This window comes from Bradyrhizobium sp. USDA 4510, assembly GCF_054059095.1.
Genome location: NZ_JBSSBT010000001.1, coordinates 2,363,014 through 2,377,078, shown reverse-complemented (window position 1 = coordinate 2,377,078; position 14,065 = coordinate 2,363,014). Strand labels below are relative to the sequence as shown.

The 14,065-nt window shown below is 63.9% G+C and carries 12 protein-coding genes; 5 read left to right on the top strand and 7 right to left on the bottom strand.

The features are described 5' to 3' along the window. Positions 1-78 precede the first annotated feature (78 nt). From ACVMDN_RS10485 to ACVMDN_RS10475, 3 genes are all read right to left on the bottom strand, one after another. Positions 79-708, bottom strand: coding sequence for a transglutaminase-like cysteine peptidase (locus tag ACVMDN_RS10485; protein ID WP_057020242.1), 630 nt, complete (start codon positions 706-708; stop codon positions 79-81). A gap of 219 nt (positions 709-927) precedes the next feature. After that, positions 928-1,590 (bottom strand): ParA family protein, encoded by a 663-nt coding sequence (locus tag ACVMDN_RS10480; protein WP_028345280.1) that lies wholly within the window; start codon positions 1,588-1,590, stop codon positions 928-930. A 15-nt stretch (positions 1,591-1,605) separates the two neighbouring features. Beyond that, the gene (locus ACVMDN_RS10475) at positions 1,606-2,841 is read right to left on the bottom strand and encodes a glycosyltransferase family 4 protein (protein ID WP_057020241.1); all 1,236 of its coding nucleotides are present in this window, start codon (positions 2,839-2,841) and stop codon (positions 1,606-1,608) included. Positions 2,842-3,035: 194 nt separating this feature from the next. Here ACVMDN_RS10475 and ACVMDN_RS10470 point away from each other — a divergent pair, with 194 nt between their 5' ends. Next, a complete protein-coding gene (locus ACVMDN_RS10470; RefSeq protein WP_456835244.1) occupies positions 3,036-3,959 on the top strand; it encodes a hypothetical protein in 924 nt (307 codons plus the stop codon). Here the strand turns inward: ACVMDN_RS10470 and ACVMDN_RS10465 are convergent. Then, positions 3,943-4,653: a hypothetical protein gene (locus tag ACVMDN_RS10465; protein ID WP_456835925.1), complete on the bottom strand. Its 711-nt coding sequence runs from the start codon at positions 4,651-4,653 to the stop codon at positions 3,943-3,945. The genes ACVMDN_RS10470 and ACVMDN_RS10465 overlap by 17 nt on opposite strands. On the opposite strand from ACVMDN_RS10465, the gene ACVMDN_RS10460 reads away from it, so the two are divergent. Further along, positions 4,609-6,540: a glycosyltransferase family 2 protein gene (locus ACVMDN_RS10460; RefSeq protein WP_456835881.1), complete on the top strand. Its 1,932-nt coding sequence runs from the start codon at positions 4,609-4,611 to the stop codon at positions 6,538-6,540. The two genes, ACVMDN_RS10465 and ACVMDN_RS10460, sit on opposite strands and share 45 nt — an antisense overlap. Here the strand turns inward: ACVMDN_RS10460 and ACVMDN_RS10455 are convergent. Next, positions 6,481-9,057, bottom strand: a complete 2,577-nt coding sequence (locus tag ACVMDN_RS10455; RefSeq protein WP_456835245.1) for a glycosyltransferase family 2 protein — start codon at positions 9,055-9,057, stop codon at positions 6,481-6,483. The two genes, ACVMDN_RS10460 and ACVMDN_RS10455, sit on opposite strands and share 60 nt — an antisense overlap. On the opposite strand from ACVMDN_RS10455, the gene ACVMDN_RS10450 reads away from it, so the two are divergent. Beyond that, positions 9,056-10,363 carry a UDP-glucose dehydrogenase family protein gene (locus tag ACVMDN_RS10450; RefSeq protein WP_456835246.1) on the top strand — a complete coding sequence of 436 codons (1,308 nt, stop codon included), beginning with the start codon at positions 9,056-9,058 and terminating at the stop codon, positions 10,361-10,363. The genes ACVMDN_RS10455 and ACVMDN_RS10450 overlap by 2 nt on opposite strands. 136 nt (positions 10,364-10,499) lie before the next feature. Here ACVMDN_RS10450 and rfbD read toward each other — a convergent pair whose 3' ends face one another. Continuing rightward, on the bottom strand, positions 10,500-11,411 hold the full coding sequence (rfbD, locus tag ACVMDN_RS10445) for a dTDP-4-dehydrorhamnose reductase (protein WP_456835247.1): 912 nt from the start codon (positions 11,409-11,411) through the stop codon (positions 10,500-10,502). Further along, positions 11,411-11,965, bottom strand: a complete 555-nt coding sequence (rfbC, locus tag ACVMDN_RS10440; protein WP_028331576.1) for a dTDP-4-dehydrorhamnose 3,5-epimerase — start codon at positions 11,963-11,965, stop codon at positions 11,411-11,413. Before rfbC ends, rfbD begins: the two co-directional genes overlap by 1 nt. 109 nt (positions 11,966-12,074) lie before the next feature. Here rfbC and rfbA point away from each other — a divergent pair, with 109 nt between their 5' ends. Next, positions 12,075-12,986 carry a glucose-1-phosphate thymidylyltransferase RfbA gene (gene rfbA / locus ACVMDN_RS10435; protein WP_018270712.1) on the top strand — a complete coding sequence of 304 codons (912 nt, stop codon included), beginning with the start codon at positions 12,075-12,077 and terminating at the stop codon, positions 12,984-12,986. Then, the gene (gene rfbB, locus ACVMDN_RS10430) at positions 12,976-14,043 is read left to right on the top strand and encodes a dTDP-glucose 4,6-dehydratase (RefSeq protein ID WP_057020236.1); all 1,068 of its coding nucleotides are present in this window, start codon (positions 12,976-12,978) and stop codon (positions 14,041-14,043) included. Before rfbA ends, rfbB begins: the two co-directional genes overlap by 11 nt. Positions 14,044-14,065 lie beyond the last annotated feature (22 nt).

Here is a 14,065-nt window from a genome sequence, read left to right as displayed (position 1 = left end):
GATCGTCGCTGCTACGAAAAATGGCGCGGCGAAATGTCTCGCTGCGCCACCTTCGATCGATGGGGCTCGTTCAGAAATTCAGGCGCCGGCCTGCGCGACGCCAGCCCAGTGGTCGGGGTTCGCCGGGGTCTGCATCCTGACCCAACGATAACGCGCCTGCGACCAGCTGCGGATCTGCGCATTCAGATTGTCGAGCACGATGTCTCCACCCTTGGCGCGGACCACCAGCACGAGATGATGCTCGCCGGAGGAGGTCACAACCTCGCTCAGCAGAAGGTCGCGCATCGGCCAGCCGCGCGCCAGCAGCTCGTGGCGCTTGCTGACCGCGTAGTCGTTGCAGTCGCCGCGCGCCGGATTGATCACCCATTCCTCGCCGGCAAGGCCGCGTTCGTTGCGCTGTGGCACGATGCTGCGATTGACCGAAGCGTTGACCTCGATCAGGTCGGCGATGCGCTGCTTGGTCAGGCGTGTGGCGCCGCCGCGGAACACCATCCGGACGCGGGCTTTCGGCTTGCACTCGTCGGCATAGCGCATGCAGAACATGGTGTAGGCCATCGGGGCCAGCGTCGGCTCGCTGAAGCGGATCTTCTCGATCACGCCGCGCAGCGGCAGCGGGAAGCCGACCATTCCAGCCTGGGTGTTCTGTGCGCTTGTCCCGAGCGCAAGGACGGCCAGAACCAGGGCCATCACTCTCTTGACGTTGTACATTCATCACTCCCCACAGTGACGGGAAGCATGTACGGGAAATGTCTTGAGCTTGGGCTCAAGCGCGCGGCGGCATTTGTTTCAAATGCGAGGGTGTGCGCGAGCAATCCGTTAACCAAGCCTGCGGGGCGCCGCCGTCAGGTCAAGGGCCGGTTGCGGCCCGAACTCTTTCGTTCCCATGCCGGCATGGTTGGCCTGTCGTGAAGCCGCCGGCGCGCTCTGTTAAATCGCCACCCGCTGCCTGGGCGCGATCCCGCACCAGCTCATGACGAGATCGGCGAGCATCTTGATCTCGAGATCCGCGGGCGTCCCGCCGGCGAAATCGGCGACCGATTGCCCCAAGGCGACGGCGCGCACATAGGCCGAGCGGCTGCCGATCATCGGCCCGATCTCCTCGTCGAGCGTATCAAGCTCCTCGATCAGCTGCTGGCCTTCGAGCGTGCGCTGGTCGACGCGGTTCGGCACGATCATGGCACGGAGCGCCGTTCGCCGCGTGGCGCGCACTTCCCGCACGATGTCGAGCGTCCGCGCGGTGGCCTCGATGTCAAGGCCGGACGGCGTGCACGGCATCAGCACGATATTGGCGACCGCGAGCACCGCGCCCAGCACCCGATCGTTCGGCGCGGAGTCCACCACGATGATCTGATGCGGAATCTGGCGCATCAGCTTGGCCCATTCGGCGACCGGCCGGGTTTCCGGATCAAGCTGGTAGACGGGGAACGACAGATTGCCGGGCTCGGCCCAGTGACACGCGGACGCCTGCGAGTCGGCGTCGACCAGTCCGACCACGCCCGTGCGCCGATCCAGTTCTGCGGCGAGCAAGACCGCAAGGGTCGTCTTTCCGACTCCGCCCTTGCGCTGGGCAACCGAGATGACAAGCGGCATCGCAAACTCCTGGCGTTATCCCCCGTACGTGCGCGGGAGGACACCTTCATCAACGAGCGTCAGCATCCGGGGCAGACAGACCCGCTTTGCGTCGTAATTGTCCCGCACGAAGCTGCGCGCCTTCATCCGCATCTTCTTGAAGGCCTTGGGCCGTGACAGCACCGACAGTACCTGATCCGACAGCGCATCAATATCAAAAAACGGCACCAGCAGGCCGTTGCCGTCCGAGATGATATCGCGAAGCGGGGCGGTGTCGGATGCCACCACCGCACATCCCGCGCTCATCGCCTCCAGCAGCGACCAGGACAGCACGAAGGGATAGGTCAGATAGACGTGCACCGAGGAAATCTGCAGCAGCTCGAGATACGGTTCCCGAGGAATCCGGCCGAGGAAATGCACCCGGCGCAGGTCGATATCCGACTTGATCTCGTCCAGGAACATCGACTTCCAGCTCGAACCCTTGGGCGGGTTCGCCCCGTAGGATGTCCCGCTGCCGCCGACGATCACAACCTGCGCATTCGGCCGCGCGGCGAGTATCCTCGGCAGGGACCGCATGAAGATATGGAATCCGCGCACCGGCTCGAGGTTGCGCGAGACGTAGGTGATCACTTCGTCGTCCGCCGACAGCGTCGCGCCGTTCGGAAGCTGAAACCGCGCGACGGGATTGGGCTTCACCTCGTCGGTGTCGACGCCCTCGTGGATCACCTCGATCTTGCTCTGAAACTCGGCGGGAAAGGTCGACCTCTGCCAGGGCGTCGGCGAGACGCCCGTATCGCATTCCGTGAGCGCCAGCAGCGTGGTCGCATTCTTCAGATGGAGTGCGACGTTGCCATCAAGGCCCGTCATGGGAAACTCGGGATCGAAGCCGACGTCCCTGCCTTCGGCACCGTAGTAGAATTCGCAATAGAGGATGATCCGCGCGCGCGGAAACATCGTGCGCAGCGGCAGCGTCTCGCCCCAACCGGGATGCGCGAAGATTAGGTCGGGCACGAAGCCCTGCCCCGACAGCGATGACAGCGCGTACAGAACCTCTTCGGCACGCCGCGATTCGACATCGAAGCGCCGGGCAAACGGATGGACGACCGCGGAATCCGTCTTGGTCGTCGAATATTTGAGCAGCCGGATATCCGGCGTCGTGCTCGCGGTCGATGAACCGACCGCAACGACCCTGTTGCCGGGCTGCTCTGCGAGCGCGCGCGCAATGTGGCGATACTGGGCTGGAAAGTTATTGTGGACGAACAGGACGTTCATTGGCGGGCGAGCGCGCCCCCCGGCCGCGCGGTCTTCGATTGGGGTCAGGGTCTGCATCATCACCGGCGGTATGTCATCGATTGGCGAGCGAAACTATCTTACCGGATTAACATTAAGCCCCCTTCTATCACACAGATTTTTGGGGCACACTGCAGGAGACTTACCAATCCATTCCGTTAGGCTCGCAGGCGACAATGAACGAACAGATTCAGCAGAAAACCATTGATCTGGCACGGGGTCTCTTCCTGGTTCGATACAATGGCGCAGATGATAAGGTGTCACCTCCGGTGGTGCGCGTATACGCGGATCGCGCCAGTCTTAACAATTGTAATATCATTACCGGGCCGGACGTGGTCAATGGAACCCTGTTCGCGCCCGAGACCGCGCTGGTCGTGTCGGTCGCCCGACCGAGCCGCCTGATCGTCGAGGTCACGGCAGGGCGCGTCGGCGGGTCGACCGCCGCCAATATCAAGATCGAGCCGCTGACCCAGGGACAGGCGGCTGAGCAGCCGGCCAGCCAGCCATTCGACATGTTCGAGCCGGAGGCCGGCCCCGGCGAGTTGAGCGACCTCAAGCTGCTCGCGCATGTCGCGGGCCTGGGCGACGTGACCGTCGGCTCGAATGTCTGGATTGCCGGACCGTCCGCGCCGGCCCGGATCGAGGGAATTTCCCTCGAATGGCCCAACAAGCCGCGGGATCTCCAGCTGCAATATGCGGTCAAGTTCGCTAGGCCGCAGCGCGGCGACAACCAATTCGTTCCTCTCGGAACTTTTGCCGGAACCCGGGGACGCGCATTGGCCATCACGGGGTTCTCGCTGGAGGCCTCGGGTCCCGGCGCGGATCGCTACGCCATCGCGGCTGAAACCATCTTCCTCGGGGCTCCGACCCTGCGGGTCACCGGGAACCGGATTGTGGTGTCGGGTCCGTCCGGACGGGAACCGCTGGTGGGCCTCAAGCTCAATCTCGAGGAGCGCCGGGTGCAGGCAGCCCCGCTCGCGCCCCAGCAGCCACGGCGCGTCGAACCCGCCGCTCCGATGCCGCACCAGGACGGACCCCGCCTCGAGGGACGGGTGCGCGTGTTCCGGAGCCGGCAGGGCGCCGTCAAGACGGCAGGCTGACCATGCGGGCAGATAAGGGCGCCACTTGACCGCCGCCGCGCGCAGGATCGCCTTTACGTCCAAAACGCTCCACCACGTCGATCTCGAGCGGGCCGCTGTCGGGGCGCTCGAGGCGCGTGATTTCCGCCTGGCGTTCGCGCTCGCCGACCGCCGCTGCCGGATCCTGCCGCATCCGGGCGCTCGCGCCCATCTGCTGCGCGCGGAAGCGCTGTTTCATCTCGATCTCAGGGATGCGGCCATCGCCAGCGTGGCGAGGGCGCTCGAGCTCGAGCCGGACGATCTGGTCGCTGCCCGGCGAATGATGGCTTGGGGCGACGACCTTCAGCAGATCGAGGCGGCGCGAAGCGTCACGCGGCGTGATGGCGATCCGGATTCGGTCAGGAGCGCCCTCCTTCTGCTCGAACAGAGCGGCCAGGACAGCTGCGCCCGCATCGACTTTCTCGATGAAGAGGTGAAGGGATGGGTGACGTGGCGCGGGCCGGACGACCCGCACCTTTCGCTGGCGCAGGCGGATCAATCCAGCACGATCCAGCTTCCCGCCGATCCACGCCACAGATTCGCGCGTGACGGGCGACAGGCTGCGAGCTTCCGTCTGATCCGGCCCGCATCCGCGACCTCGCAGCGCCTGCAGATCACGCAGGCGGACCGGGTGATCGCAAGTGTTCAACTCCCGGCCAACCGCGTTCCGGATCATCGGACCGCACCACACCGGCCGGCTCGCCTTCGAAACGGCGAACCTCCTCCACTCACCATCATCATCCCGGTATACCGGGATCTGGCCGCAACGCGAGCCTGCATCGACAGCGCGTTGAATGCGCTCGCCTGCACGCCGGGCTCGACCATCGTCGTCGTGGATGATGCGTCGCCCGAGCCCGACATCAAGCGCCTACTCAACGAGCTCGCCGCCGAGTTCCGCATCCGCCTCCTGACCAACGAGCACAATCTTGGCTTTGTCGGCGCGGTCAACCGGGCGCTCGGCGAGACCGGCGCCGGCGACGTCGTGCTGCTGAACTCGGACACGATCGTGCCGAAATACGCGCTGCAACGCCTGCGCAGCGCCGTGCAAGCGACGCCGCGGGTAGGCACGGCGACCCCGCTGTCGAACAACGGCGAATACACCAGCTTTCCAGTCCCGAACCGGTCAAATCCCCTGCCCGCGGCCGGCGAAATCGAATTGCTGGATGAACTTGCAGGCAGGGCAAATTCCGGGATTGCCATCGACATCCCCAACGGCATCGGGTTCTGCCTCTACATTACCCGCGAATGCCTCGACGCCGTGCGCGAGCTCTCCGACGACTTCTATCGCGGCTATCTCGAAGACGTCGACTTCTGCCTGCGCGCGGCGGAGGCGGGCTTCCGCAACGTCTGCATTCCTTCGGTTTTCGTCGGACACGAGGGTTCGCGCTCGTTTCTGGGCGAGAAGCGTTCGCTCGTGATGCGAAATCTTCGCGTTCTCGAACACCGTTACCGGCGCTATGCGACGGACTGCGCCGCATTCCTGCTTGCCGATCCGCTCCGCGATTGCCGGGCCGCGCTTGAGCTCAAGCTGCTCACGAACCAGCAGGTCGCCATCGGCCCATCCGTCATCCTGTGCGGCTCGTTCGCCGGCCGCGCAATTGCCATCAGGCGCTGCCGGCAGTTGGCGGCAGAGGATCAGCACGGTGTGGTCGTGCAGATCCGCTCCGAGGGACAACGCCAGCTGGCTGCGATGTTCGATCCGGATGGCGGAGCGCCGCAGTCGATCGTACTCGACGTTGCGACGCCTGAGGGCCGCGAAGCTCTTCTGAAGTCTCTCGCCGATCTCGGAATCCGATCGCTCGAGATCGCAGAGCCGAACCGCATTCCCGGCGCATGTCTGGCGCAGCTCACGCAACACTTTGCCTACGACCTCCTGATCACCGACACCGCGCTTGCAACGCGCGCGGCGGTTGGATCAGGCGTTCATCCGGACTGGGCAAGCCTGGTCGCCGGGGCGCGGCGCGTGACTGCGATCGATGACCACGGCGCGGCCTTTTCGGAAGGGGTTCTCGGCCTGCAAGCCGTGAGGCTGAGCGACCCGCCCGCGCCGCCGGCGCTGTATCCCGCCGCGAGCGGCCCCGCGCGTCTCGGCCTGCTGGTCCTGCACGCCAACGCCGCGGAATTTCGCTTCATACGAGCGTTGAGCGATCAACTGGCCGACGCCGACCAAGACGTCGAGATCATCGTGCTGGGAAGTACCCTCGACGATCTCAAGCTGATGCAGCGCACCAATGTCATCGTCACCGGCGATATTGTCGTCGACGACGTCGCCACGCTCATCGAAGGTCACGGCATCACGAAATTGGTTCTCGACATCGGCAAACCGGCGTTTGGCCATCCGTTGGTGGACGCGCTGCTGGCAACCGGCCTGCCGATCGCCGTGACGGAATGGAGTCCAACTCGTCCGGGACGTGGCCGAAGCACGGACCTGCAGCTGCAGCCAGGCTTTGATGCCGATGCAACGATTGCTGCCGTACGCGACTGGGCGGTCGATGACGTCCTGCTACAACCCGATCGGAGGAGCGGTCGACACCGGCGGCAGGTTGGCACGCGGCTTCCATGATCGCGGCGGCCATGCAAGCGAGGAGAACGGCGTCGAATCCAGCCCCAGCAGTGGGCTGTAATAGGGATCGTCGAGCAGCACCTCGCCCCATTTCGCGCGCAGGATCGACAGCTCGCGCCTGAAGCGTGCCCTGCGATCCGGCGCGGAATCGCGACCGCGGCTTGCCGATTCCAGATGAACGAGTTTCGCGTCCGGCGTGAACACGATCCGCTTTCCGAGCTGGCGCAGCTTCAGGCACAAATCGATATCGTTGAAGCTGATCGGAAAGCGGATCTCGTCCATGCCGCCGACGGCCACGAAATCGCGCTTGCGCATCAGGAGGCACGCCCCCGTCACCGCCGAACATTCGTGCGCCACCTGAAGCAAATCGCCATAGCCGGGATCACCATCCATCCGGTCGTTGAAGGCGTGCGCGGCCGAGAAATTGGCTCCCAGCACCACTCCGCCGTGCTGCACGACGCTGCTCGGCCAGAGCAGCTTTGCACCGACGGCTCCGACGTCGGGAGCCGCGAGCCGCCACAGCATCTCCGCCAACCAACTGTCGTCGAGCGCCTCGACGTCATTGTTGAGAAAGCAGATGTTCTCCGTATCGACGCAAGCGACGGCGGCGTTGTTGATGAATGCGAAGTTGAAGGGCCCCTCGACCGAGATGACGTCGATTTCCTGCGCCGACAGGCTGTCCAGATAGTCCAGCGTTTCCGGCTCGGTCGAGCTGTTGTCGACGACAAGGATCCGGGCGTTCGTCTCATTTGCCGCCGGCATGACCGTCTCGATGCATCGCTTGAGCAGCTCGGCGCGATTTCTGGTCGGGATGATGATGGTGGTGCGCTCGCTCCAATCGACGGCGCGCTTGACCTGAACAGCCGGAAGAAGACCCGCTTTCCGCGGCTCGACATTGGCCTCGATGCCGGCTCTGGCAAAATACGCCTTGCTCGCGGCGACCAGTTCGGAGGTTGCGGCCGATGCATCAATCCGCGGCAATGCCGCAACCGATCCCGGAAGATGATAGGTTCGATCCGGCTCCGCGCAGCAAAGGAAGATGTCGTAGAGCGACGTCGCCGATCGCAGCGCTTCCACGGCACGCTCCCGGCGCACTGCAAAACAATACGCCCCATAGCCCTGCTCGAGCGCGCGCTCGAGATCGAATGCGGAGAACGCCAGCGGCCAGACTGCGCCGGCGCCTGCAGCGACCTCGACGTCGCCATAGACGAGATCGCAGCCGGGCTCGGACGCGAAGAGATCGGCGAAGCGCTGCAAGGCGTCTTCCGCGAGGATCGTTCCGCTCAGACAAAACACAAAGAACGCACTGCCGGCGGCATCGCCCTCGACAAACTCGCGCGCTGCCTTCGGGTCGAATTGACTGAACGCTCGCGCCGGCAGGGACACCGCCGACCAGGCGGAGTGCCGTTGGGCTTCGAGGCTTTCGATGCTCTCGTCCACCCTGACATCGCCGATCAGGACGACTGCCGCCTCGGATGCAACATCAGACTGTTCAGATTGTGTCGTCGGCGAGAAGCGCTCTTTCCAGCCGCGATAGGCGTGAAACGGCATCGAGGCCGGCAGCACCCGGTCGAACAGCTCTCCACGAAGCCGCTCGCTATCCCAGCGCCCGAGATCCGCGAGCGTTTGCTCCAATCCGCGATCGAAAGCGACAAAGGAAATCGGCTCCGAGATCAGACTCCGTCCCGAAATCGTCCGCGCGGATAGTCCGCGCATGCGACCGTCCGCAAAATGCTCGGGCAGATGAAAATCGATCCGGCGGCCGACGCCGAACTCGCCGCCCCGCGCAACGTTGGTCCACCCGGTCGGCTTCACGGTCATCACCGGGCGTTGCGCGATCAGGATTTCGATTTCCTCGTCGATGTCCTGAGCAAGCCAGCCTTCGAAGCGCAGACCTCCGACCCACTCGATATCGCCGATCCGGTGCCATCGCGCTTCCGGCGCAGCGACATCGCAGCGAATCGGAGCACCGACGGGAGTGCCGATATTTGCCAGCCTTGCCTCAATGATCCCGGCGTTCGCGCTGACCTGATCCTGCACGTTGAACGTAAAGCCAAATCGAGCGTCGCCGATCCCGGCGTCGGCAAGCTCTGTTACGAACTCGTCACACAATGATGACATGTATGGCTCGCCGTCGACGAGCAGGTCGACAGTGTAACGCCGGCCGAGATCGGCGCGATCATAGACAAACCCGGAAAACGTCGTGCGATCGGATCTGGAGAACCGCGTTTGCAACGACGCGTATTCAGCTCCTGAGGGCTTCTGCTTGCTAATCGTCTTCATGCTCATGTCCACCCTCAAACGGCAGCTCGAATGTCGGTCGATTTCAAGTTGAGAATGTGTCCATGGTGCGCCCGAGGTGACTAGCGGGCGCTCAGCTGCACTGGGGCGATCACCGTTTGCACAAAAAGCCGCCGACCTCCAACACAAACTATGCGTTATAAAACTTGGCGTTGTCGGCGCCAATTGTGCTAGTGCTAACTCCTCCTCTCCACACTGATCGACGAGCGGATTCATGAAGATTGCAATGGTTGGAACGGGATATGTAGGTCTCGTGTCCGGAGCGTGTTTTGCCGATTTCGGCCATCAGGTCGTTTGCATCGACAAGGACGCCGGCAAGATCGAAGCCCTGAAGCGCGGCAAGATCCCGATCTACGAAACTGACCTCGATAAGCTCGTCGACACCAACGCCGCGGCCGGACGGCTGACCTTCACGACGGAGCTCGCGGGCGCCGTCGCGGACGCCAATGCCGTGTTCATCGCTGTCGGAACGCCCTCGCGGCGCGGCGACGGCCATGCGGACCTGAGCTACGTCTATGCTGCTGCCAAGGAGATCGGCGCGGCGCTCAAGAAGTTCACCGTGGTGGTGACCAAGTCGACCGTGCCCGTGGGCACCGGCGACGAGGTTGAACGCCTGATCCGCGAAACCAATCCCGACGCCGATTTCGCCGTTGCGTCGAACCCCGAATTCCTCCGCGAAGGCGCCGCAATCCAGGATTTCCGCCATCCCGACCGCATCGTCGTCGGCACCGAGGACGACCGGGCCAAGAGGGTGATGGGCGAAGTCTATCGTCCGCTCTATCTGAACCAGGCGCCGATCCTCTATACCGCGCGACGCACGGCGGAATTGATCAAATACGCCGCGAATGCCTTCCTTGCCACCAAGATCACCTTCATCAACGAGATCGCCGATCTCTCCGAGAGGGTCGGGGCGAACGTGCAGGAGGTCGCGCGCGGCATCGGGCTCGACAACCGGATTGGAACCAAGTTCCTGCATGCCGGCGCCGGCTATGGCGGCTCCTGCTTCCCGAAGGACACCCGTGCGCTGTTCAAGACCGCGCTCGACCACGACGTCCAGCTGAAAATCGTCGAGGCCACGCTGACCGCGAACGACAACCGCAAGCGCGCGATGGCGCGCAAGGTCGCCAACGTGCTCGGCGGCGAACTGCGCGGCAAGACCATCGGCGTGCTCGGCCTGACCTTCAAGCCCGACACGGACGACATGCGTGAGGCGCCCTCGATCCCGCTGATCAACGGCCTGATCGACTTCGGCGCCAAGGTTCGTGCCTACGATCCCATTGGCATGGAGCAGGCGCGCAAGGAATTGCCTGAGATCGAGTACTGCAAGGATGCCTATGAATGCGCGCGCCAGGCCGATGCGCTGGTGATCGTGACCGAGTGGCGCCAGTTCCGCGCGCTCGATCTCAAGCGCATCAAGCAGGAGATGAAGCATCCGGTCGTCGTCGACCTGCGCAACATCTACCGTCCGGACGAGATGGCCGCGCACGGCTTCACCTACGACAGCATCGGTCGGCCGCGCTGAGCGCTCGCGCCCGGCGACGATAGCCGCCGGCCGGTTCAATCCTTGAGCCTTGGTTCTGATCAAATCAGAACCAAGGCTCTTTTCTTGTCTGACGCGTTTTCTTCACGCGCACCGGCATCCCACTTCCGAAGCCGTCCTAAGCGTGGGCGGGCGCGCCGAGCTGGACAAATGCATCCAGTTCGCGCGCCAGCGCTTCCTGCCAGGTCGGCATCGCCACGCCGAACTGCGCCTTCAGCCGGGACAGATCCAGCCGCGAATTGCCCGGACGCACCGCCTTGGTCGGAAAATCGGCTGCTGCGATCGGAGCGATGTTCTCGACCGCCAGCGTGACCCCGCGGGACCTCAGCCCGCCGACAATGGCGGTTGCGAAGCCGTGCCAGCTGGTTTCGCCGGCGCAGACGAGATTGACGACACCGCCCCGGCGCGCGAGCTGATCGTGCAACGTGGTGAGGTTCGGCAGGACGATGCCGGCGACCGCACCGGCGATCGCTGATGCCGTGGTTGGCGCACCGATCTGATCGGCCACGATCCGCAGCTCCTTACGCTCGCCGGCGAGCCGCGCGATGGTGCGCAGGAAATTCGTACCCTTTGCGGCATAAACCCATGAGGTGCGCGCGATCAGATGCGCCCCGCCCGCCGCCTGGATCGCGACATCGCCGGCAAGCTTGCTGGCGCCGTAGACCGACAGCGGTTCGGTCGGGCTGTCCTCGCGCCACGGCCTGTCGCCCGAACCATTGAAGACGTAGTCCGTGGAGAAATGCACCAGCGGCACGCCGTTCGTTGCAGCCCATTTGGCGATCGCTTCAGGTCCCTTCGCGTTGACCAGGAACGCCAGCTCACGCTCGTCCTCGGCGCGATCGACGGCGGTATAGGCCGCCGGATTGATGATGAGATCGGGCTTCAGACTCTCAAGCTGGCTCGTCAGCATCTCCGGCTTCGACAGATCGAACTCCGCGGTGGGCGGCGCGATGATCGTGCCGTGGCTCTCCAGCAAAGGCTTGAGCGCACTGCCAACCTGGCCGCGTGTTCCCGTCAACAAAATCCGCATCAGATTTGTCCATAGGTCGGAAGGTTGCTGGCGTCGGCAAGGAGCGGCGCGTCCGCATCCTTGGCCGACAGCTGTGGCTTGTCGACGCCCCACTTGATCCCGATCGCTGGATCATTCCACCGGATCGAGAGCTCGTCCTTGGGGCTGTAGAAATCATCGCACTTGTAGAAGAAGTCGGCGGTCTCCGAGAGCACCACGAAGCCGTGGGCGAAGCCGCGCGGCACCCATAATTGCCGGCGGTTCTCCTCGCTCAATTCGACCGCGACATGCTTGCCGAAATTCGGACTGCCGACGCGCACGTCGACGGCAACGTCCAGCACCTTGCCGCGCAGCACGGAGACGAGTTTGCCCTGGGTGACCGGGTTTTGCAGATGCAGCCCGCGCAGCACGCCATAGGCCGAGCGGGACATGTTGTCCTGCACGAACGGACGCGTGATGCCGTGCTCGACATAACGCGGAGACTGGTAGGTCTCGAGGAAGAAGCCGCGCTGGTCGCCGAACAGCTTCGGCTCGACGATCAGGACTTCAGGAAGCTCGGTCTTGATGACGTTCATCTAACATTTGTTCCAGTTTGACGCGCTTGAAATGTTAATTGCCTTCTCATAACAAACTTGTGCAGCGCACGCTATATGTTATGTTCTGATAGTCAAATTGTGAGGGACCATGAAAGGCATTATCCTTGCCGGTGGCACCGGCTCGCGCCTCTATCCGGTGACGACAGTCGTCTCCAAGCAACTGCTGCCCGTGTTCGACAAGCCGATGATCTACTATCCGCTGTCGACGCTGATGCTGGGCGGAATCCGCGATATCCTGATCATTTCCACGCCGCAGGACAAGCCGCTGTTCCAGCGCTTGCTTGGCGATGGCAGCGAGATGGGTGTCCGGTTCGCCTATGCCACGCAGGAGACCCCGCGGGGTCTTGCCGACGCCTTCATCGTCGGACGCGACTTCATCGGTGATGACTCCGTTGCCCTTGTGTTAGGGGATAACATTTTCTATGGCCACGGCCTGCCGAGCATGCTGTCGTCCGCCTCGATCCGCAAGAAAGGCGCCACCGTGTTCGGCTATGTCGTGAACGCGCCTGAACAGTACGGCGTGATCGAGCTGGACGGCACCGGCCGGGCGCTCTCGATCGAGGAGAAGCCGAAGCGGCCGAAATCCAACGTCGCGGTCACCGGCCTCTACTTCTACGACAATGATGTGGTCGACATAGCGGCCGGTATCAGGCCATCCCCGCGCGGCGAGATCGAGATCACCGACGTCAACAAGGCCTATCTCGAACGCGGCGACCTCTACGTCGAGGTGCTCGGCCGCGGCTTTGCCTGGCTCGACACCGGCACCCATTCCTCGCTGGTCGAGGCCAGCCATTTCGTCCAGATCCTGGAGCAGCGCCAGGGCCTGCGCATCGCCTGCCCCGAGGAGATCGCGCTGCGCCAGGGCTACATCTCGCTCGAGGCGTTCGCGAGGGTCGCACAGAAGACCGCCAAGAGCAGCTACGGCGAGTACCTGCTGTCGGTCTACCGCTCATTCCACGGCGAGCCGCGCGCGGCGGAGGTATTCAAACATGCGGTTTAAGGGATCGACGATCTTCGTCACCGGCGGCGCCGGCTTCATCGGCTCCGCCGTGGTCCGCCACCTGCTGCGCGACACCCACGCCCGCGTCGTCAACATCGACAAGCTGACCTATGCGGCAAACCTGGCCTCGCTGCCCCGTGCCGCCGAAAGCCTGAATTACACCTTCGAGAAGGCCTGCATCTGCGAGGCGCAGAACCTGCGCCGGCTGTTCGAGAAATATCAGCCCGATGCTGTGATGAACCTTGCCGCGGAAAGCCATGTCGACCGCTCGATCGACGGCCCCGGCGAATTCATCCAGACCAACATCGTCGGCACCTTCACGATCCTGCAGGAGACGCTGCGCCACTGGCGTTCGCTCTCGCCCGAGAAGCGCGACCGGTTTCGCTTCCTGCATATCTCGACCGACGAGGTGTTCGGTTCGCTCGGCGACGAAGGGCTGTTCACCGAGACCACGGCATATGCGCCGAACTCGCCCTATTCGGCCAGCAAGGCATCGTCCGATCACCTGGTGCGGGCCTGGCGCGAGACCTACGAGCTGCCGACCCTGGTGACCAACTGCTCCAACAATTACGGCCCCTATCACTTCCCCGAAAAGCTGATCCCGCACATGATCATCAAGGGGCTCGCCGGCGAGCCACTGCCGGTCTATGGCGACGGCAAGAACATCCGCGACTGGCTGTTCGTCGAGGATCACGCCAAGGCGCTGACGCTGGTGCTGGAGCGCGGCGAGGTCGGCGAGACCTACAATGTCGGCGGCCGCAACGAGCGCACCAACCTGCACGTGGTCGAGAGCATCTGCGACCTGCTCGACGAGGTCGTGCCGGCCGCGGCAGGCCCGCGCCGCCAGCTGATCAATTTCGTCGCCGACCGGCCCGGCCACGACCGCCGCTATGCCATCGACGCCACCAAGCTCGAAACCGAGCTCGGCTGGCGCGCCGAGGAGAATTTCGAGACCGGCATCGCCAAGACCGTGCGCTGGTATGTCGACGAGCAACCCTGGTGGCGCGCCATCCTGGAGGGCGGCTACAAGGTGGAGCGCGTCGGCCTGAACCAGTAGTCGCCGATCTTTCCAATCACCG

Excerpts from the sequence above, each read along its gene's own strand:
- ACVMDN_RS10480 (WP_028345280.1), bottom strand. The coding sequence starts at position 1,590 with ATGCCGCTTGTCATCTCGGTTGCCCAGCGCAAGGGCGGAGTCGGAAAG.
- ACVMDN_RS10450 (WP_456835246.1), top strand. The coding sequence starts at position 9,056 with ATGAAGATTGCAATGGTTGGAACGGGATATGTAGGTCTCGTGTCCGGA.
- ACVMDN_RS10455 (WP_456835245.1), bottom strand. The coding sequence starts at position 9,057 with ATGAATCCGCTCGTCGATCAGTGTGGAGAGGAGGAGTTAGCACTAGCA.
- ACVMDN_RS10465 (WP_456835925.1), bottom strand. The coding sequence starts at position 4,653 with ATGATCCGGAACGCGGTTGGCCGGGAGTTGAACACTTGCGATCACCCG.
- ACVMDN_RS10475 (WP_057020241.1), bottom strand. The coding sequence starts at position 2,841 with ATGAACGTCCTGTTCGTCCACAATAACTTTCCAGCCCAGTATCGCCAC.
- ACVMDN_RS10485 (WP_057020242.1), bottom strand. The coding sequence starts at position 708 with ATGTACAACGTCAAGAGAGTGATGGCCCTGGTTCTGGCCGTCCTTGCG.
- rfbB (WP_057020236.1), top strand. The coding sequence starts at position 12,976 with ATGCGGTTTAAGGGATCGACGATCTTCGTCACCGGCGGCGCCGGCTTC.
- rfbA (WP_018270712.1), top strand. The coding sequence starts at position 12,075 with ATGAAAGGCATTATCCTTGCCGGTGGCACCGGCTCGCGCCTCTATCCG.
- ACVMDN_RS10470 (WP_456835244.1), top strand. The coding sequence starts at position 3,036 with ATGAACGAACAGATTCAGCAGAAAACCATTGATCTGGCACGGGGTCTC.
- rfbD (WP_456835247.1), bottom strand. The coding sequence starts at position 11,411 with ATGCGGATTTTGTTGACGGGAACACGCGGCCAGGTTGGCAGTGCGCTC.
- rfbC (WP_028331576.1), bottom strand. The coding sequence starts at position 11,965 with ATGAACGTCATCAAGACCGAGCTTCCTGAAGTCCTGATCGTCGAGCCG.